Annotated in this window: 17 protein-coding genes; 14 read left to right on the top strand and 3 right to left on the bottom strand. The window is 42.4% G+C overall.

Annotated features, from left to right (window positions below; translation table 11 throughout):
* Positions 1 to 6: 6 nt before the first annotated feature.
* Complete coding sequence (locus tag HP401_RS00355; RefSeq protein ID WP_173603650.1) at positions 7 to 1638, top strand: peptide ABC transporter substrate-binding protein; 1632 nt, start codon at positions 7 to 9, stop codon at positions 1636 to 1638.
* 141 nt (positions 1639 to 1779) lie between these two features.
* Positions 1780 to 3042 carry an aminopeptidase P family protein gene (locus tag HP401_RS00350; RefSeq protein WP_173603649.1) on the top strand — a complete coding sequence of 421 codons (1263 nt, stop codon included), beginning with the start codon at positions 1780 to 1782 and terminating at the stop codon, positions 3040 to 3042.
* An 84-nt stretch (positions 3043 to 3126) separates the two neighbouring features.
* On the opposite strand, the gene HP401_RS00345 is transcribed toward HP401_RS00350, so the two are convergent.
* Positions 3127 to 3558 (bottom strand): VOC family protein, encoded by a 432-nt coding sequence (locus HP401_RS00345; protein ID WP_173603648.1) that lies wholly within the window; start codon positions 3556 to 3558, stop codon positions 3127 to 3129.
* Between the two features lie 114 nt (positions 3559 to 3672).
* Here HP401_RS00345 and HP401_RS00340 point away from each other — a divergent pair, with 114 nt between their 5' ends.
* From HP401_RS00340 to HP401_RS00320, 5 genes are all read left to right on the top strand, one after another.
* Positions 3673 to 4620, top strand: a complete 948-nt coding sequence (locus HP401_RS00340; protein ID WP_173603647.1) for a helix-turn-helix transcriptional regulator — start codon at positions 3673 to 3675, stop codon at positions 4618 to 4620.
* 262 nt (positions 4621 to 4882) lie between these two features.
* The gene (locus tag HP401_RS00335; RefSeq protein WP_173603646.1) at positions 4883 to 6283 is read left to right on the top strand and encodes a helix-turn-helix domain-containing protein; all 1401 of its coding nucleotides are present in this window, start codon (positions 4883 to 4885) and stop codon (positions 6281 to 6283) included.
* Positions 6284 to 6639: 356 nt separating this feature from the next.
* Positions 6640 to 6870, top strand: coding sequence for an aspartyl-phosphate phosphatase Spo0E family protein (locus HP401_RS29750; RefSeq protein WP_173603645.1), 231 nt, complete (start codon positions 6640 to 6642; stop codon positions 6868 to 6870).
* A 129-nt stretch (positions 6871 to 6999) separates the two neighbouring features.
* Entirely contained in the window at positions 7000 to 8490 is a 1491-nt protein-coding gene (locus HP401_RS00325; protein ID WP_173603644.1) for an aminotransferase-like domain-containing protein, read from the top strand.
* Between the two features lie 46 nt (positions 8491 to 8536).
* The gene (locus HP401_RS00320) at positions 8537 to 9469 is read left to right on the top strand and encodes a D-alanine--D-alanine ligase (protein ID WP_173603643.1); all 933 of its coding nucleotides are present in this window, start codon (positions 8537 to 8539) and stop codon (positions 9467 to 9469) included.
* Positions 9470 to 9535: 66 nt separating this feature from the next.
* On the opposite strand, the gene HP401_RS00315 is transcribed toward HP401_RS00320, so the two are convergent.
* Positions 9536 to 10093: a helix-turn-helix domain-containing protein gene (locus HP401_RS00315; protein ID WP_015891143.1), complete on the bottom strand. Its 558-nt coding sequence runs from the start codon at positions 10091 to 10093 to the stop codon at positions 9536 to 9538.
* Positions 10094 to 10259: 166 nt separating this feature from the next.
* Here HP401_RS00315 and HP401_RS00310 point away from each other — a divergent pair, with 166 nt between their 5' ends.
* The 5 genes from HP401_RS00310 (at position 10260) to HP401_RS00290 (ending at position 12500) form a co-directional block, all read left to right on the top strand.
* Positions 10260 to 10673 carry a ParB N-terminal domain-containing protein gene (locus HP401_RS00310; RefSeq protein ID WP_173603642.1) on the top strand — a complete coding sequence of 138 codons (414 nt, stop codon included), beginning with the start codon at positions 10260 to 10262 and terminating at the stop codon, positions 10671 to 10673.
* Positions 10674 to 10703: 30 nt separating this feature from the next.
* A complete protein-coding gene (locus HP401_RS00305) occupies positions 10704 to 10868 on the top strand; it encodes a hypothetical protein (protein ID WP_173603641.1) in 165 nt (54 codons plus the stop codon).
* Between the two features lie 138 nt (positions 10869 to 11006).
* On the top strand, positions 11007 to 11267 hold the full coding sequence (locus tag HP401_RS00300; protein WP_173603640.1) for a hypothetical protein: 261 nt from the start codon (positions 11007 to 11009) through the stop codon (positions 11265 to 11267).
* A 27-nt stretch (positions 11268 to 11294) separates the two neighbouring features.
* Positions 11295 to 11942: a hypothetical protein gene (locus HP401_RS00295; protein WP_173603639.1), complete on the top strand. Its 648-nt coding sequence runs from the start codon at positions 11295 to 11297 to the stop codon at positions 11940 to 11942.
* Positions 11943 to 12005: 63 nt separating this feature from the next.
* Complete coding sequence (locus HP401_RS00290; protein WP_173603638.1) at positions 12006 to 12500, top strand: hypothetical protein; 495 nt, start codon at positions 12006 to 12008, stop codon at positions 12498 to 12500.
* 652 nt (positions 12501 to 13152) lie between these two features.
* On the opposite strand, the gene HP401_RS00285 is transcribed toward HP401_RS00290, so the two are convergent.
* The gene (locus HP401_RS00285) at positions 13153 to 13353 is read right to left on the bottom strand and encodes an alpha/beta-type small acid-soluble spore protein (protein WP_173603637.1); all 201 of its coding nucleotides are present in this window, start codon (positions 13351 to 13353) and stop codon (positions 13153 to 13155) included.
* Positions 13354 to 13936: 583 nt separating this feature from the next.
* On the opposite strand from HP401_RS00285, the gene HP401_RS00280 reads away from it, so the two are divergent.
* Together HP401_RS00280 and HP401_RS00275 are read left to right on the top strand one after the other, a co-directional pair.
* A complete protein-coding gene (locus tag HP401_RS00280; RefSeq protein WP_173603636.1) occupies positions 13937 to 16888 on the top strand; it encodes an SIR2 family protein in 2952 nt (983 codons plus the stop codon).
* 177 nt (positions 16889 to 17065) lie between these two features.
* Complete coding sequence (locus HP401_RS00275; RefSeq protein WP_173603635.1) at positions 17066 to 19774, top strand: tetratricopeptide repeat protein; 2709 nt, start codon at positions 17066 to 17068, stop codon at positions 19772 to 19774.
* Positions 19775 to 20023 lie beyond the last annotated feature (249 nt).

The raw sequence follows: 20023 nt of genomic DNA, 5'->3' as shown, positions 1-20023 counted from the left end.
ATCATCATGAAAAAGGGATTGCTTACTTTTGTTGCATTGCTAGCTCTCGCTGTGCCTGCGCTTTCTGCGTGCGGCAGCGATAAATCAGCTGCATCTTCCGATCAACAGACGGGGACAGCCATCAAACAAGTCATGACCGCTAACCTGCGGGGCGAACCGTACACATTAGACCCGGCATTTGCTTCCGATACCACATCGTACTGGGTGATCGATCATCTGTATGAAGGATTGTACCGATACAGCCAAAATGGGGACATCAGCGAAGGAGCAGCCGAAAAGATGGAAGTCTCCCCGGACGGCAAAACCTACACGTTTACTCTGCGCCCCGAGATGAAATGGTCGAACGGCGATCCGGTGACGGCGCATGACTACGAATACTCTTGGAAGCGTGTGTTGAATCCACAGACTGCCGCCTATGAACCATCCGCACTCTACTACATACAAGGCGCGGAGGCATACAACACGGGCAAAAGCAGCGTGGAGGACGTTCAGATCAAGGCAAAGGATGACCGAACACTCATCGTTGGACTGAAAGATCCGATCACCTATTTCTCGAAAATCATGATGAGTCGGGCCTATCTGCCAGTGAACAAAAAAGTTGTGGATGCAGACAAAAACTGGGCGGCCGAAGCGAAAGGCATCGTAACCAATGGCCCGTATACCGTGGAGAGCTGGGACCACAATAGCCAATTGACGATCGCCAAAAGCCAGAGCTATTGGGAGAAAGAAAAAGTAACGATGGACACCATCCACTTCAAGATGGTAAATGAAGCGACCACCTACTACCAGATGTTCAAAACAGGAGCGCTTGATCTGATTGATTCCCTGCCGATCGACGTGATTGAACAGGAAAAAGAAATAGAAGAGTACAAATCATTCCCGGACTACAGCATTTATACGTACACGTTTAACGTAGAGGAAAAGCCGTTTACGAATGCGAAAATTCGTCAGGCCTTTTCCTACGCGATCGACCGGGACATCCTGACGAAAAACGTGACCAAGGGAGGTCAGCTTCCAGCGTACGGCTATACGCCATTTGGGGTGAAAACTCCTTCGGGTAAGGACTTCCGAGAAGAAGTAGCGCCTTACTATCAGTTTGATCCCGCCAAGGCGAAGCAGCTCCTGGCTGAAGGCTTAAAGGAAGAAGGCTGGACAGAGCTGCCGCCGATTACACTGAAATACAGCACCGCGGAAAACCACAAGAAGATCGCCGAAGCACTGCAAGAAATGTTCAAGCAAAATTTGGGCGTGCCAGTGAAGCTGGAGAATCAGGAGTGGAAAACATACATCGATACGTTCAAGCAGAAAAACTTCCAGATTGCCCGCATGGGTTGGGGCGGCGATTACCTTGATCCGCTCGCGATGCTGGAGCTATATACAGGGAAAAGCTCCCGCAATTTCACGAACTGGGCCAATCCGAAGTTTGATGAGCTGATCGAAAAAGCAAAGGTCGAGCAAAACGAGGAAGCACGCATGAAGCTTTTGCACGACGCTGAAACCATTTTGATGCAGGACATGCCAGTCATCCCGGTTTATTTCAATAACGAAAACTACCTCAACAGCAAAAAAATCGAAGGCATCCGCTTCAGTGTAACCGGGACACCGGACCTGCGTTGGGCGAAAAGAGTGGCAGAGTAACGTTTCATAAAATGCGGTCGCAGTCTACGATAACAAGGAGCAGTTTGCCTAGAGCAACTGCTCTTTGTTGAAACTCGTTTCCCAAATGATGAAAGTATCCTACAATAAGAAGAAACTCACGAACGAGGGGGTATAAAACAAATGACAGGAACCTTACATTCAATAGAGTTCATCAATCGCCGTCAAAAACTCGCGGAAAAAATGCCTGACCACAGCGCAATTGTCCTATTTTCGGGGGTTGTCAAGACACGCAGCAATGACGATAAATACCTGTTTTCACCGAACCGCAACTTCTATTATTTAACCGGCATTGCGCGCAGCAACCTCATTCTCATGATCACGAAACGCGCTGGCATCGTGAACGAAACGCTATTTCTTCAGCGCCCAAATGAACTGGAAGCGAAATGGACAGGGGCCGTCTTATCGGATCAAGAGGCGAAAGAGCAGTCTGGTATCGAACACTTCGACTATCTCGACGAGTGGCTGGAGTCATTTGGAACCTTTATGAGACGCTGCGAAGGCAAGTGCTCGCTCTATCTCGACCTGTATCGCTATCAATGGAGCGACGAGCTGACCCCCGCAGAGATTTTTGCCGAAGACGCGCAGAAGAAATATCGGACCCTGCAGATTCACGATGCGGGCCCATGGCTGAAAGAACTGCGTATGTTGAAAAGTCCAGCAGAGATCGGAGAAATCAGACGTGCGATTGCGATCACGGATGAAGCAATCCGTCGCATGTGGTCGCATGCACGTCCGGGAATCATGGAATACGAGCTAGAGGCGTACTATGATTTCACGTTGAAATCGCATGGTGTTCGCGAGCTTCCTTATTTACCTATCATTGGAAGCGGTATCAATGCCACGATCTTGCACTATGAAGCGAATAATCAGCGTGCAGAAGATGGTGATTTGGTCCTCCTCGACCTCGGAGCAGTATCGAATTACTATGCCGCTGATATTTCACGAACGTTTCCCGTGAACGGTCGCTTTACAGAACGTCAGAAAGCGATCTATCAGCTCGTGCTCGAAGCAGAAATCAAGACCATAGAAGCAGTCAAGCCTGGTGTCACACTTACACAACTCAATGATGTGACGAAACAAGTCCTGACAGATGGCCTGCTACGTCTCGGTCTCATCCAAGACAGCAGTGAGCTGTCCAAATACTACTATCATTCCGTGTCCCATCACCTTGGACTGGATACGCATGATGTCTCGGATTACAGTGCTACTTTGCAACCCGGTATGGTGATCACGATTGAACCAGGTCTGTACATAGAGGAAGAAGCGATTGGCATTCGGATTGAAGATAATGTGTTAGTAACAGCAGACGGATACGAGGTGCTCTCATCGCAGATCCCGAAGGAAATCGAGGAAGTGGAATTTTTGATTGGGAAAAAGGAATAGCGAACGTTTAAAAGAAGCGGTACGATGAACGCTATAAAGCTCCGGGGTTCCCCTCGGAGCTTTATAGCGTTCATTCTGGTATTTTCAGCTCCAACTGCTTGTTGTATCATTCATGTAGAATTGGAACGTAATGTTATAACGGTCTTTCACCATTCCGAAGCAGGGACTAAATTCAGTTTTTTGCAACGGGAACAACACTTGCCCTTTTTCGCTCAATTTATTAAACATTTCTTCAATCTCGCTTTGTTGCGTCGCTGTTATACAAATATTCACCTGATTTCCGATTACATAAGGTTGCCCCGGAAAAAGATCAGCAACCATCATATCATTTTCTCCAGTTTGCAACACGGCATGGGCAATACGCGTTTTCCCTTCTTCAGGCAAACTATCGGCATTCTTGCCTTCCCCGTACGTAGTTTTGAACAGTAATTTCGAGTTCAACGCTTCTTGGTAAAACTCAATCGCTTCCGTAGCTTTTCCATCCAGCATAATGAACGACGTTGTGCGCATTGACATGTAATCAATCTCCTTTTAAATGAAATGGTCCAATTTTTGCTATTTTGGACTTCATTAGCATCGTAACGTACAATAGTGACAATATTTGTCGTAATAAATAAAAAGGAGTTTATCATGGCAAAATCCAAAAGACTGATCGAGATTATGATGGCCGTCAACAAAAAGAAGTCTTTCAACGCCAAACAGCTTGCCAGTGAATTTGGAGTTTCCACGCGGACGATTATGCGGGATATGCAGGAGTTGAGCGCACTAGGGGTTCCTTTTTATTCGGAAGTCGGTCCGAATGGGGGATATAAGATGCTGAACGAGAGAATGCTGCCCCCGGTCGCTTTTACGGAAGGCGAAGCGCTTGCTGTCTTTTTTGCCAGCCATGCATTGAGGCACTACGCGAATCTTCCGTTTGAGGCGGAAACAGATTCAGTGTTGCGCAAATTTTATTCTTATATGTCAGAAGATATTCGGGACCGTATCGACCGGATGCGGGAACGATTTGATCTGGTTACGCCGATGAGACATGCAAGCACGCCATATTTGAACTTGTTGCTGGATGCTGCGATCGATCAAAAAGTGGTGCGCATGGAGTACGAATCGAAACAGGATAAGCGGTTAAGAGATGTTCAGCCGATCGGAATATATGCCAGCAACGGTTTTTGGTATTGTCCGGCCTATTGCTTTCACCGCCGCGATTTTCGCTTGTTTCGCTGTGACCGGGTTAGATCTGTTGAACTGATCGAACGGAAAGCGGTCGATTTGACGCAAGTGCATACAGGAAACTGGGACTCTTACCTTGAAGAGGAGAGTCCGGCTATGGAACTTTATGTTGAGCTTACTGCAACAGGGGTGCAGAGATGTGAATCCGAACTGTGGCCGGCGCACAAAATGCAAATTCATGTTCGAGAAGACGGCACGGGATGGCTGGGCAATCGAATCCCCACGAGCAGCCTTCCATTTTTCGGCCATTTTTTTATTGGATTGGGTACGGATGCAAAGGTAAAAGCGCCAGACGAGTTGATTCATGTTATGAGAGAAATGCTAGACAAACTAATGGCGCAATATCAGTAAAGACTGTCCAACACGAAGGCTGCTTGATTGGTCACGTTTTTGGGGTGACACGGCCCGAAAGTTCCCGTTAGCGCGAGAGTAAAAGCCCGGCTTGCACGAATGCTGGGCTTTTGCTGTCAGATCAGTAAAGATTGATAATTGAGTCTAAAACTAACTACTTTTTTTATCTTCGGACATGAAAATGATAAAGATATATCTTATGCATCTTCCAAAAATAACCATTTGATTGTAAAATAAAGCAAAACTAAAAGGGTGATCCATTATGGGGGGACTGCTAGGGACATTGCACCAGTCGCTGCGGTCAGAAATCGAACAACATCGGAGAGCACGCGGTTATACATTGAGCAAACTAGGGGATTTAACTGGTATTAATCCGGGGACATTGAGCGAGATTCTAAATGGGAAGCCGCCTCGGGCTATTACGATAAGTCAATTAGACGCGCTCGCTGAGGTGTTTGGCTACGAGCCAGGCTGGATGTATGAACTTTATCCCGATGAATGTTTATATGAAGGGAAAATTTCGCGCCCCCGATTGATACCTTACTTGATTCGAAGCGCTGAGAATGGGCGAAAGGATTGCATCGAAGCTGTTGCCTCCCAATTATTGGAGAATCCCAAAAATATCTCTATCCTTTTTACTGTGGCAGAGCAATTATATGAGGATGGAAAACTGGGAAAGGCGGTGCCATTCTATGAGTACGTAATTGAGAACGAGAAAGATAGCTACTCTACCCAGTTTGTGATGAGTCACTACCGATTATTTCAGGCAATTCTCGGGACAAATGCGGATGAAAATGAGAAGGCTGTTATTCGCTTTTCGCCATATCGAAAGCGATTACCCGAAACGGATCAATTAGATGCTTTGTTAAATTTGTCGAAGGTTTGTTTCACTTTGCAAAAATGGAGTGAAGCAGAAACCTACGCAGATGAGCTACGAGGGCTTTCCAAAATTATTTATCAAGATAAGCTGCAAAAATGCAGAAAAAATCGAACGACAGAGTTGATAAAAACAGAACGGCCGCTTGTCTACTACTACGGAATGGGTTATTTATATAAAGGATTAGTCCTACAGATGCAAGGCGCTTATTCCCAATCCAAAGAATATGTACAAGCATACGCCGATTTACATTGGTTTGAACTTCTGGACGATGAAGGGATTAGAATCGTTGAGCGGTTTACTGTCTTTGCGAGAGCGAATTTTTACACACTGGAAGTATTAATGGGGAATGAAAAAATTATTAAGGAATATACCGACTATCTAGCGGAGCAGCCTGTTGAAATACTTCCGGGTCTCGTTACGATTATGGAAGCAGCAAATAAATATCATTTTTGTGTGGATGAGGTTTTATTACGCCTCTCTGGCGATATTGCTAGATTCCATGAACGAACAATGTTGGTGAATATGGTTCAGCACCTCCAATATCGATATCAGAAAGCAAAATATGATTTTACAAAGGGACGCATTGAAAGTGGAATCAATGAAACTCTGCACTGTTTCGTTCTATCGGATTTGATGAATCGACATTATGATGCTCTGCAATGTGTACAGTTGTTTGAAAAATATCGCCATCTTGCCTCGCCATCACAAATCCTCCAATATCAAGCCATTGTAATTGGAGAGAAGAAGGCTGAAGCTACATGTATAGACGAGTACGAGTTGTAGGACGATGTATCAACAATCACAAAAAAGATGATGAGTAGAGAGGATGAAAAAGAATGAAACATGTATTCCTAGCACTTCTTCTAACGTTTGGGTTAAGCAGCGGCATCGTGTACGAACCACAAAAGTCTGACACAGCACACGTCATTAATTATCAGCATGGTGCAGATTTTTAGAAAATAGTTGATAAGATACACACAAAAAAACATCCTTTCGATAGGATGTTTTTTTCTATTCCATTTTTCCTTAGTTGGTGATTTCTTGCATATTCATTTATAGTTATTAATGTCATATTTTGTAAATCATAGGAGGTGCTTAACATAAAAGCTCTTGTAAGTTCATTAGAAAGGGACGTCTCTGTGCACCGAGGAACATCCCCGAAAAGCAAGTGCACGATCTGGGGCGCGGGAATAGAAGCAAGTCGCCACCACTTGGATCTAGAAACAAGCATCGAACAACTTCGACAGCAAATGATTGAATTGGCCGGAAAACATGGCCTTACAAGTGACGTAGTTTTGGGGGTAAGCCAGCAATTAGACAAATACATTGTGATGGCGCAAAACAACCATAAAACGGAGAGCATCTGGTAAAAGGATACACTAGCGACCTACTAAAAAATGATTGCGAAAGAGGAACCACCGAAGGATGAAAAATCCAGTACGGTGGTTCTTTTTTTATCTCGTCTCCCATGCCATCATTATAGACGGGGGCGATGAAGGATGTTCCAGGATTTCAGACTTGTTGGTGACCGTCCAGTCGCGATACAAGTGAAAGAATACGTCAAACGCTTAATAATCAAGGGTGCGCTTCAAGCAGATCAAAAGCTGCCCTCCACAAGAGAAATGAGCAGTCTGCTAAAGGTGAGCCGCAATACAGTCATTGCTGCCTACGAAGGCCTTGAGGATGACGGATTTACGTATGCGATTCCAGGAAAAGGCAGCTATGTAACTACTATGGTGGGCCATTTGGCTGCAAATAACGGAGATACGGAAGGCTCTGCCGCATGGCAAATCGACTGGAAGGCACGAATGAACGAATATGCTGTATCCGCTGTAGAACTGGACATGATGAAACAGGGCATACGCGGCAAAAAAGCAACCATTTCATTCACAAGCATCGCGCCGGATGAGCGTTTGTTTGATTTGGGGGATGTAAGGCGGGCCTTTATGGATCGGATGGCAATCGAAGGGCAGGTGCTGCTCAACTACGGCTATGCCAAGGGCTACAAGCCACTGATCGATTACTTGATGCGCTATATGGAGAATAAAGGCGTCGATGTAAGCGGTAAGGACATGCTGATTACAAGCGGGTTTACAGAAGGTTTCGACATCGTGTTGTCGGCACTTCGTCCTACTTCGCGCCGTGGAGCAGCTATTTGTGAAAATCCGACTCATCATACAGCGATCAAGAATTTGCAGCTGCAAGGATTTGAGATAACCGGCATTCCGATGGAGAGTGATGGTATTGATGTGGAGCAGCTTGAGGCGGTATTGCAGAAGCAGACAAACAGCTTCGATTTGGCCTATTTGACTCCTTCCTATCACAATCCGACAGGCATAGTCATGTCGCCGGCGAAGCGCAGTGCTGTTATGAAATTACTGATGCACTATGACATTCCGGTGATCGAGGATGGATTCAATGAGGAACTGCGCTACTCGGGAGCGCATGTTGCGCCATTAATCGCAACAGCAGGGCAAGGGAACGGAGTCATCTATATTGGTAGCTTCTCCAAGGTACTGTTCCCTGGATTGCGAGTGGGCTGGGTGCTCGGAGATAAGGCATTGCTCGACCATTTGGAAAGCATGAAGCGGGCACGCACCATTCATACCTCAACCATCGATCAATCGATACTCTATCAATATTTGCTGAATGGAAATTTCGATAAATATATCAAAAAAGCACGCATGGAATACAAGCGCAAATATGAACTGACAAAAGCCTGCTGTGAAGCACATCTCCCTGAGGCGCAGCTATCTGGCGACGGGGGCTTGCATTTGTTTCTTACCTTTCCGTCAGTCGTAAATACACGCAAGCTTCTAGAAGCTTGCACAGAACAGGGTGTCATTTTTACACCGGGGGACAAATTTTTTATTCAAGAAGGTACAGGGACGAATACCTTGCGACTCGGTTTTTCACGAGTAACGGATGAAAATATCGAGCGGGGTATTCGGATAATCGGCAAACAGGCGCGTCGCTTTCTTGAGACATAACGATTACAGACCGCACAATCATTTGGAAGAAAAATGAGGTGTCATCATGAAGATAGGCGTTATTATGGGTGGTATTTCTTCGGAGCGTGAGGTTTCTCTGAGGACTGGTCAAGAGATGATCAATCATTTGGATCGCAGTCGCTATGAGGCAGTTCCTATTGTCGTTACGCAGCGAGCGGATTTAATCACGCAGGTTCAGCAGGCAGGCATCGATTTCGCGCTGTTGGCACTGCATGGCCAATATGGTGAGGATGGCACAGTGCAGGGAGCGCTGGAGACACTCGGTATCCCCTATACAGGAAGCGGTGTACTGGCAAGCAGCCTATGTATGAATAAGCAACTGTCCAAGATGCTGCTGAAGACGGCGGGCATTCAAACGCCTGCAGGTCTTTACTGGAAGGACGTTTATGATCCACAGGCGGTGGAGCAATTGGGCTACCCGGTGATTGTGAAGCCAAATTTGGGGGGATCCAGCATTGGTGTCCAGCTCGTGCAAAATGAGAAGGAGCTGCTGTCGGCTGTTCAGGAAGCCAGTTATTTGGATCAGGGGATCTTGATTGAGCCCTATTTGAAAGGGACGGAGCTAACCTGCGCGATTCTTGATGGCGAGGTGCTCCCGATTATCGGCATTCGTTCGGCGCATTCAGAGTGGTTCGACTACCGAGCGAAATATGAGGATGGCGGCGCGGAGGAGAAGGTGATCGAGCTTCCTCCCGTTATCCAGCAGCGAGTGCGAGAGGCGGCCCTCGCCAGCTACCAACTGCTGCAGTGCAAAGTCTATGCAAGGGTCGATATGATTTTGTGTCAGGATATGCCTTATGTACTAGAAGTAAACACCTTGCCGGGGATGACCGCCAACAGTCTGTTTCCAAAGAGTGCAGCAGCGGCAGGTATGACCTTTACACAGTTGCTGGACCGTATTATTGCGAGCTCGCTACATGAGCGGAAACGGGAATGGGGGGACTCTGCAAACGGATAGCATCTATCTAGTGATCTAACACCAATAGAAGAGAAACCCTGCATGTAGTGGGGTTTCTCTTTGCTTTCATTGACTGGAGTAGTGAATGATTACCGAACACTTTACGATACGATCTCCGTTGTTTTGATAAATGTGTGGCCTGTCCGCTTTGAAAATTAGCGTATCTTCTGGCTCAACGACATAAATTTGTTCATTGACAACAACCTCTAGCGTGCCTTCGTTTACGAGAATAAATTCTTCAACCCCCGTTGTATGCGGTTCTGCGATATGCTCGCATCCTGGTTCAAGGGTTACTGAAAAAATCTCAAACTGTTGTTCAGGATTATAGGGGACAAGTGGATACACACGATATTGACCGTCATTTTCAATAATGGGGTTTACTTCCTTCTTTTTTACAATCGTAACATTCGGCTTGTATTGACTAATGAGTGAAGAGAAGGATAAGCGCAACCCACTAGCTATTTTCCAAAGGGTTGTGATGGTTGGAGCAGATTTACCTCTTTCAATTTGTCCTAACATCGTTTTGCTAACCCCTGTTATTTCAGAAGTTTTATCCAAGCTCAAGTTTCTTTCCTTCCGAATACGCTTTATGTTCTCTCCGATATTTGTGTGGAACTCTTCCATAAATGCCCTCCATTGAATTCGGACGTTATCTTACACGTATGTACGTTTGATTTCTAGAAATAAACTGTATATAGTTCGGAACAGACACTATATAGTCCAAAATATACGAAAAGAGATGCTATGTCTACGGAAAACACGATTTTTGAAAAGGTATGCCTTAATTCAAATGAAAGAGACAGATCAATACCATGTTTGGGATCGATACAAACAGGTAATCAGTTGTGATTATATTGCAGAAAAACTCCTGATCGATGACGATGGCGTCTTTCTATCTGGTACCCCATATCATGTGTCTTCTATTCAACAATGGCGTCATTGGGTACCTTCTACGGAAGAGTATTTCTTTCGCAGGATCTGGGGACCTCACCTACCAGTCGGTACACAGAAAGTCATTCCGATCAATAATATTTCTCTCTCGAAACGAAAGAATATTCCCCTCTACAAAGACAGTGTAGAACTATTCGGACAACTAGACCAACCTGTCTTACTTAAATCCAACCATAATCTTGTAGGAAACCAGAAACATTATCAGGTTGCTATGGAAGCGGGGTTAAAATTGGTCCCTGTTGCTTTTAATTAATGGAATGAAATCTTTAAGGAGGCTATTTCTTTGGAAAACCTATCATTTGCATATGATAATACCTTTAACATCCACACAGATGATGAGCGCGGAGTATTTCATACTTCTTATCGAAAAGAATACCAACTCGTAACAGGTAATATTTGCTGTAATGTCGAAGATCAAAATACCGTCATTGGAGAGGTTGAGCTGTAACTTATCGATGAAAAATGGCTTGAATCAAATGTATCTCATCTAGCTGAAAAGGTTGATCCACGGCTGTTAAAAGCAATTCGATCCGTACGTTTCCAGAATACATCAAACAGACTGCGTCGAGATCCGGATACATGCCTCGTGTATGGTCGTATTGCTGTACTTACTCATACTCAATTACAAATCTTTGAACAATATCAAAGTAAGGGCTTAGAAAACCATTCGCTGGATCAAATTATCGAGTATTTGTCTCAGGTGCTGCAAGTGTCATTTATTATTGCTCCTTCAGATAAGGAGAACAGCCAAGAAGAACACGACGCTTACAGCCAATTATTTTTAGACGCAGGTTTTGAGTACACTTGCGGAGATAAAATTCCACATCTATGCAAGAAAGTGCATTAGTTATGATGAAGTAAAGGAATTGAGAAAATGAAGCTAAAATGCAAAGACGTCATCTATGACTTGTCCAAATTAACGGAAGAGGCACGAACAAAGCAATTTGCTATTTGGCATCAGATGAATAAAAAAGACAAGCTAGAAATCTTCTGCTGCTGTAATGAGATGGCAAGCATCTATCCCCCTATGCATGTTCGATACTTGTCGCAAACAGATAAGTACATCATCGCTAATCACAGCCTAAAACAAGAAGACGATCGAGAATTGCATGATTGCTCGTGTCCATATAACATTACCTATAGAAAAACGATTAAAAACATTGGAATCAATTACGACGAACAGAAAGATATGTTCTCCGTCAATCTTTCTACCCAGAGAGATAAGGATACCAATATCAGTGAGTCGGGTACCACATCATCGGGTTATCGTACAGGTACGGGCGCCATACGTAATTTGCCTCTCAATGATCCTGTAAACCGATTGTATTACCTATTTTTAACCATGCTGGAATATCGTCGAGTGGAGATCTATCATCCTGGAGGGAGTCGAAACCTGAAGGGAAGGATATGGAACGCAGCTGAACATGTACTAGTCAATCGAAAGCTGCTAAAAGATATGCTATATATTGCTGGAACAGATGAGAGAAAGATCAACAAGAAGATTCAGCTTGTTGTAGGTTGAGGAAACAAAGGTACACATGAGCCCTTTCCAGATAAAGAACGCTCTCATCTCATTCGGATTCCCTTGCTGGCTCTTGATAAGAAGGACCATCTATCTCTTGAGGTTACGATTTCGAAAGCTGTTTACGACAAGGGGGTTCTGTTCGAACATCTTGATGTAGAGACAGGGTATTGGCTGATTTGGAAAGAAGCAACATCTCTCGGTGATTGGCCAAAGGAGAAGGAGATTGTCTTCGTTCCTGCTGATGAAACGACAGGGATTCCTGTTGAATCCGGTTTAGAACTAAAAATGCTTGCCCATCTAGTCGAAAAACAGAAGTCATTTAAAAAGCCGCTTACGCAAAATGTCATCGAATTGGACCTCGAACTTCGTCCGGATATGGTCGTGTATGGGAAAAATGATAAGATCGCACTCATAGAAGTTGCTGGTTTTGAAGATGACGTTTACCGAGAAAAGCTGGAATCGAAGCGCAAGAAATACCTAGAGAAGGGTTATCAGTATCTTCAATGGGAAGGTAAGGAGTCTCTTGAGGATTGGAATGAACTGAATAACCTATAGAAGGGCTAGCTAACAAGGAGTCTCTACAAGGTTGTCAGCTCTCTCCCGGGATGGTTCTCTTCAAACTCTGATATTTACATATCGAGATGGATCTATTTCACTTTTTGTTGTCATGATACCTGAAAGGTTTCAGGATGAAATGAGTAAAGGCCAGTTGGCTTAGAATGTAGCTCTTTGCTATGTTCCAGCCAACTGGCCTGTTTTATCAGCCGTACAAATGAAATACGCAGGAAGAGGCAGGATTTTACTCTAAGGGAATGGTTAAAGAAAGGAGAACTCGGTAGAATAGGGAGGTGAGGTGGGATTCCATGAGGCAGTTTGCATTGGTCATGTTACACGAACATTTTGGCTTATAGATGATCTATGATCGAAAGAGAAAGGTAGTTAGTAATCCGTTTACGGAGGAATCTATAAAGAAAGAAATTGGTCTAAAGATTGATGATGTTCAGAACCTAACGGTGTCGAAGTGGTCAAAAAACTTGGAGCAGCTCATTGATGATAACAATGAGGAAAAGTATGTAGTCATTTATCAATGGGGACCTAGCCTCTAACGGTAACTTCATTCCAGGACATGGGAAACAAGGTGACCTGATTTTTGAGGGTCACCTTGTCACTACACCCGAGCTCAACTCGGCTATGAGTTCAAGATAATTTATAGTCCTCTGGAAATGGATTGCTCTGCAAGAGATACGAGGCGTTTCGTGATTTCACCACCAACTGAACCGTTTTGACGTGAGCTGGTATCTGGGCCAAGTTGTACGCCAAATTCAGCAGCGATCTCGTATTTGAGTTGATCCAGTACGTTTCTTGCAGATGGATTTAAAATGCGATTGTTGTTTCTGCTAGTGTTCATGAACGATCACCTCCTTGTGTTGAGGATAATATTTACAGTGAAATCGATCTTTATACACTTCGAGATAGTATTATGTCCATAGAATAGAAAAAAGTGAGTTACCTTTTTAACAATGGTTACTAGCTTAGTCTCTTGTTGGGATATTATCGGGTTGAAGTGCGTTACAAAGTGATGCTGGCCTGCTTCCGTCACAGAGTGAGAGTTCCAATCCGATAACGAAGATTACACAGAAAACAAGTTCGATACAAGTTAAGGACGAAAATCAGCCTGTTACTATTAAAGGTACTTGGGGTACTGTCTCGAAAGTTAGTGATGGATTTACAATTGAAGTGAAATTCTTAGAAAACCAGAAAGAAGTGCTCATGAAAAGAAGAAGGCTGGTTTGCGTAAGTTCCCATTAGGGGGCTTCTATTTAAGTGATACGGAAGCTCACTTCGTTTAGATCCTTTATGTTGGTTACTACAATTTGAATTACTTTATATGTATAATATGGAATATCACATACAGCAAGTGGAACTGTCGTTTCGAAAGTTGACAATCAAAAGTCCAAAGATAAGAAAAAATAATAAGGTGTGATTTCCATATGGAGAAACTGAATCAGTACATAAAGGATATAACGAATGCTTCAGAGAATGGAAAACTAGTGTTCTTTGTAGGGGCAGGGCTTTCAACGCTTTCCGAGTACCCTCAGTGGTGGGAACTGGTCGAAAAATACCATATAGGGCTGTATGGAAAACCGAAGGATAGTAATTATTCTTCTGATGAGTATCTGAGAATTCCGCAAATTTTCTATGATGTGAAAGGTGAAGATGAGTTCGATAGAATCCTAAAGGATGTATTTTCGGTTGAGAAACCTACTAATCCGATACACGATAAAATCCTTACCATGAATCCGGTACATATCATAACAACTAACTACGATAGCTTGATTGACAAGACGTGCTCGAAACGGGGACGTTATTTCAGCGTTATTAGCGCTGAAGAGGATGTTGCAAGCGCCACTTCTCCAAGATATTTGCTGAAAGTGCATGGTGACTTTAGACGCGGTTTTAAAGGCAAACATGTGGTGTTGAAGGAAAGTGACTATGTTAATTATGAACAAGAGTACCCATTAATAAGCAACATCATGAAGACAATTATGGCAACCCATACAATTGTTTTCATAGGCTACGGCTTAGGGGACTATAACATCAATCTTTTGCTGAATTGGGTGAAAAAATTACAAAAGGACGGTTACAAAAGGCCATTTTTTATTAGTACAGCACCTGAGCCAATTGAACATAATACGGCGGTATATTATGAGAGCAAGGGACTTCGAATAATTGATGCGGCCAGACTCGTAGAGAGCGATGGGAAGGATTATATGAAGCGATACAATGCTGTCATGGATCTTCTCATTGACTCAAGAGAAAATAATCATCTTTCAGAAGATGATAAGATAATTGAGTACATACATGAAAAGCTCAGTCCTCTGTTTGTACTTCCTTGTGTTAGGAAGATTGATCTTAAGTTTGTTTTCGAATATGACTATCATTTCGAAGTTAATGGAAAAGTTGTTCCAAACAAAAACAGAGGATTTCCATATATGGAGAGGTTCTTCGAGTTACACGAGGGTGATATTAGTAATATCTCCGAGGAATCAAAGCAAAGGTTCGAAGATATCTCAGAGTTTTTCAAGAGAAATGGCATTCTTTGTATGATAAAAAGTGTAGGTAAAAGAACCAAAACACCCTCCTTCGAGATTGTAAGTCCGGCATACAATAGCAACTATGGAGAAATGGAAAAATATATAGATACTTCTTCTAGCAATCTGGAAGATGATTATAGAAACGCTTTCTTCTTGGCATGTCTTGGTAGATGGGAAGAAGCATACATCCTCTACTCTGATCTCCTTCTAAGGTCGATAGACGAATCAAATTGGTGGATACACTATCTCTCACAAATAAACAGGTATCGGTTGTATCAGTCCATCACTCAAGTAGTCAGGAACCTTAATGGGATCGGTATTCTAGTCTTTGGTAAGCAACATAAGCCATTCTCGGATGAATTCCTTACTCTTATTGATAGGGAAATGAAAAGATTCGATATCAATGATGTATTCGATGGAATGCCATATGAGTTCCAGAGTAAATACCAAATTCTTGAATTCCTTAGTGACAACGAGTATTTATACGATGATACAGTGAAGCTATTTGAGTTGACTAACAAGGTACACTCCGAAATGAACAAAGGTAGCTATTCATTTGGTTTAACATCTGAAAATGAAGTACAGTATCGTCTTAACGAGAACGTTCGTTTCCTATATGAAAACCACCTGTGGTTGGTTTCATTCAAGGAGTTCAAGCAATACGTGCGGAACTCATTAATGCTTTTGTTTGAAAAGGCGGAATATGAGCAGACTCGTGAAGTCGATGAGTTCGGGCGTGCTTTCGGAGCTGGAAGCTCAGGTTTTTGTTTGGATTACTACGACTTTGTTAATGTGGTTAAGTCATTTAGCATTGAGGATATTAAGCATATCGAGCGGAGTTGTAAGCTTGAAAGAATCGAATTCATAGATATTGGTGAGATCGAAAGCTATCTGATGCGTGTTGTAGATGAGATAGCTAAATGTTTCTCAAAGGGTGAAATGAATATTGTTTTCTATACGCAGTTCATTTCAGAAGCGAAGGTCGCGTTATATTTCGCTAGGTACGTAAATCTTTCCACAGAAGGTCTTAATAGAATTTTAAAGGCATTGTTGTTCCACATTCCGGAAAGGGATTTTGATATAGGAAAACGATACTTATGGGTTGAAGGGCTTACTCTAAGAGGAGGCCTTCCGAACTCAGCGATCACGATAATTGAGGAATTCCTAATTAATCAAGCAGACAGGCATAAAGACAGTGAGTTTTCCGAACAATCAACGAACTTCTCTTCACGGGATTTTGGAAATCTAATCTATCATTTTGAGAAGAGTTATGTCTCAAATGATTTATCGGAATATGCTCTAAGCCTTTCAGAAGATATGAAGAATCAAGTCAATTTCATGTTCCGTCTATCACCAATATTATCAATCGATGCAAAGCAACATCTGTTGAGATTAAAGAGGATCGAGGATATTGATGGATTAATCGACAGTGTACAAATTGGAGCAGTAGAAGTAGAAAGAATATCCGAATTTCAAGATTTAATAATTGAATATATGGAAAAACGAAAGTTAAATATACTTGCAGATATAGAAAATGGCGTAACTTCATTTTACTCAGAGGACTATTTTGTGATGTTCGGTAGTTTATATTTTTTAGGCTATTTAACCGGTATAAATATGGAAAACTATTTGGGCCTCTATGATGAGTATGATTTCTTCGTCGATCCTATGTCATTCAATTTCACAAAGTTCAGGCTAAAATGGCTAAAAGACTACAGTGAAGAAGTGCTTGAAAGAATTGCTGAAAATGAGTCTATACGTATTCCTATTGTTAAAATGCTTAAAGAGAGAATTAAAGATACCAATGATAAGGAGTATTTGGAAATATTCATGAAGTATTTCGTCTAGTAGTTTTCATTAAATTTGCAATACAATAAAGGGTACCCAAAATGGGTATCCTTAAATTTCTCCGTTATGACCGATAAGGGAGCCTTATCATAAAGTAGGAAAACAATTTTTTGAAAAGCTTCCACACCTGCTAGTCGATAATAGTTTTATGATTATGAAAAAAAGGGGGAGACAGAGATGCCGAAAAAAACAAGAATCGAAATCCCTAAAGACGTAGCAGCAAAAGTAATGTTTTTATCAGATCGAACATGTTGTGTTTGTGGATTGGGGAAGAAACCTGTACAAATTCATCATATCGACGAGAACCCTGCTAATAATAACCCAGATAATTTGGCAGTATTATGTCTAGATCACCATAATGAAACGATGATAAAAGGTGGTTTTGGACGAAAGTTAAATGCTGACCTGGTAATTTATTATAGAAATGAGTGGCTCAAAACAATAAAGAAAAAAAGAGCTAATATAGTATTAGGAATTGTGCAAACTCAAGCAATGAGTAATAACTTTAGTGCGAAGTGGCACTCGAAAGCCAAAGTTGAGCTATGCTCGACTCCAAATATCATTAATCACTTTTTTTCGATTGCTCCGAACTTTCATGGGAGAGATCCTGAATTGCAAGGTATTCGCAGAATGCTTTTAGCTGGTGGTGTTGCCTTCATCACAGGAATGGCAGGAATCGGAAAGACACAACTGGCTGTACGCTATATAAGCATGTTCAAAAATCAATATAAGATGATATGTTGGGTTCGGGCAGAAACCTACAGCTCGATGATGAAAGATTTGCGCCGTTTTTGGCAGGAGATCGCGAATGACGATGACAAAGAAACCTATGATGATTTCTCGCTTCTTGGATATGTTCGTAATTGGATGGAGCAGAACCACGATTATTTATTTATATTCGACAACGTGAAAACAGAGAGTAAAATTTCGCTCCTTCTACCTTGCATGAAGCAGGGGCATGTTATCGTGACAAGCCAAAATGAGCTTATCGAACATGCTAGCGCGCATTTGCCTCTGAAGCCATTAACAAAAGATAAATCGCTAAAATTACTCGTCCAGTTAACGGGACGCGAGGAAGACGATTATGCGGTGAGCATCATAGAGTATTTTGGAAGGTTGCCCTTATCTATCGTGCATGTAGGTGCATTTATTAGTCAGTCGAATCGAACGTACGAACAAGTCTATCATCTTTTGTTAAATCGGCCGATAGAAGTTAAGAAGAGAATAGGAACCGCAACTTCCGCTGAGAGCAGCTTTGAGAATCTGATTGACATGATTCTTCAAGAATTGGTAAGTATTCATCCAGAAAGTTTGGATTTTTTAATCCTCTTATCATTTTTGTCTCCAGATTGCATATCCCTAGAATGGTTCGAGAAGCAGTTGGAGATCTCCCAGCTCGTATCCGTATTCGAAGATGAACTATTGTATGACGATGTACGCCTTGCACTTCTTAAGTTCTCTTTCATTAATCAGAGCGCCAATACGAACACGATAAGCATGCATAGGCTTTTGCAATCTACTATCCGAGAGAGATTGTCGTTCGAAGAAAAGAGTGATTGGCATCGGCAGATTACGAGTCTATTTAATCGATTAATGTTACGAGAGACGCTTAACCCTTCCGATTATCGTAAACTTGCTGACTTGGTCGAGCATATTCAAGCATTAGCCGAATATTACGAGGAAGATATGATGGATATGGAGTTTTTGACTTTGCTTAATAATACCGGGAATTACTTAAATGAAATTGCTCGATACGAGGCAGCTTTCTCCCTATTCGAATATGTCTCCAATCAGTATAAACGGATATCGGGAGTTGAAGAGACGGACGAAGCTAGGATACTAACCAATATGGGACTTGCACTAAAGCATCAAAATCAATATCAGAAAGCTTCTGTTTACTACAGTCAAGCGTTACGTATTCTAGAACAAGGAAATCATACGGAAACCTTGGAATTTGCTACTTGCTTAATGAATGCCGGACGTCTGGATATGGATCTGGGTCATTACGATCAATCCCATGACAAGCTAATACGTGCACTCGAACTGGCAGAACAGTTCTTGCCTGAATACGATTCTTTATTCGTGAATTTTTTGAATAATTACGGATTAATTCTTCAACGCCTGAATAAAAAGGGTGCTTACCAATATTTTATAAGAGCATTAAGGCTCCTGAAGCGCGTAGAACATTTGGATACTGTGATGGCTGCCGTCGTTTATAATAATTTATCGTGTGATCTTATGAAACGTGAGAAACCGAGATGGTCGATCTCGGCTTTGCAGAAATCTCTGAATATCGATATTGGCTACTATGGAGACAAGCACCCCGTTCTTGCATACCGGTATGATAATTTAGTCAATTCATATTTATCTATCGGAGATCATCGCGCTGCAATGCGGAATTTAAAGGTCGCGTATAAAATTAGAAGGAAATATTTCGAGTTGGACCATCCGAAGATAGGCATCCTCTTCCTGAAATATGGTTACGTATTGATCGCAAGAAATAAGCTTGAAGAGGGGAGGAAATGGGTTCTTCGTTCGTTGAATATCGACGAACAGTTTTATAAGGACTCCTTTCATATAGAGCTTGAACCCGCGTTAAATCAACTAACGTCCATCCAAATGAAGTTAGTGAAGAAGCTGATAGATCAGGAGAGTAGAGATTTGGATCATTTAAAACAAATGTGCAGGGAGGGGGAAAAATATGTACGAAGGTCTTTAAAGATCAATTATTTAGGAGAAAAGGTTGCTCTTCTGAACTTCTTCCAAAGAACGGAGCGTGACATCCGAAAAGGTAAGATTCACAGCCATTCTGCTCAAAAACAAGCTATAAATATGTATATAGAATTTAAGAAAAATGGAAGTATGGTAGCCAAAATTTTGGAGTAGGGATACCCGTTTATCGATAATTAAATTATTAACAAAAATAAAGTAAGTCTGCCATCGATGCTGAACCAATATCCGCATTTCCATGTTCGAACTCTCCTGTTACTTTTTTCTTAGGCAAACTTGTTAACATAAGACAAATGACTTAAAATTGGTGGGAAAGTACAGAATAGTATCAACAACACAATATGTGCACTGGACATACCGGAGCGAGTCACTTTGTCATTATTGGGCAAGGTGAGTCGCTCTTTT

This window comes from Brevibacillus sp. HB2.2, from assembly GCF_013284275.1.
Taxonomy (GTDB): domain Bacteria; phylum Bacillota; class Bacilli; order Brevibacillales; family Brevibacillaceae; genus Brevibacillus; species Brevibacillus brevis_D.
This window is presented reverse-complemented; position numbering and strand designations above follow the sequence as displayed.

What these genes read in the sequence shown, in the direction of transcription:
- HP401_RS00355 (WP_173603650.1), top strand. Translation starts at nt 7, where the DNA reads ATGAAAAAGGGATTGCTTACTTTTGTTGCATTGCTAGCTCTCGCTGTG.
- HP401_RS00350 (WP_173603649.1), top strand. Translation starts at nt 1,780, where the DNA reads ATGACAGGAACCTTACATTCAATAGAGTTCATCAATCGCCGTCAAAAA.
- HP401_RS00345 (WP_173603648.1), bottom strand. Translation starts at nt 3,558, where the DNA reads ATGTCAATGCGCACAACGTCGTTCATTATGCTGGATGGAAAAGCTACG.
- HP401_RS00340 (WP_173603647.1), top strand. Translation starts at nt 3,673, where the DNA reads ATGGCAAAATCCAAAAGACTGATCGAGATTATGATGGCCGTCAACAAA.
- HP401_RS00335 (WP_173603646.1), top strand. Translation starts at nt 4,883, where the DNA reads ATGGGGGGACTGCTAGGGACATTGCACCAGTCGCTGCGGTCAGAAATC.
- HP401_RS00325 (WP_173603644.1), top strand. Translation starts at nt 7,000, where the DNA reads ATGTTCCAGGATTTCAGACTTGTTGGTGACCGTCCAGTCGCGATACAA.
- HP401_RS00320 (WP_173603643.1), top strand. Translation starts at nt 8,537, where the DNA reads ATGAAGATAGGCGTTATTATGGGTGGTATTTCTTCGGAGCGTGAGGTT.
- HP401_RS00315 (WP_015891143.1), bottom strand. Translation starts at nt 10,093, where the DNA reads ATGGAAGAGTTCCACACAAATATCGGAGAGAACATAAAGCGTATTCGG.
- HP401_RS00310 (WP_173603642.1), top strand. Translation starts at nt 10,260, where the DNA reads ATGAAAGAGACAGATCAATACCATGTTTGGGATCGATACAAACAGGTA.
- HP401_RS00295 (WP_173603639.1), top strand. Translation starts at nt 11,295, where the DNA reads ATGAAGCTAAAATGCAAAGACGTCATCTATGACTTGTCCAAATTAACG.
- HP401_RS00285 (WP_173603637.1), bottom strand. Translation starts at nt 13,353, where the DNA reads ATGAACACTAGCAGAAACAACAATCGCATTTTAAATCCATCTGCAAGA.
- HP401_RS00280 (WP_173603636.1), top strand. Translation starts at nt 13,937, where the DNA reads ATGGAGAAACTGAATCAGTACATAAAGGATATAACGAATGCTTCAGAG.
- HP401_RS00275 (WP_173603635.1), top strand. Translation starts at nt 17,066, where the DNA reads ATGCCGAAAAAAACAAGAATCGAAATCCCTAAAGACGTAGCAGCAAAA.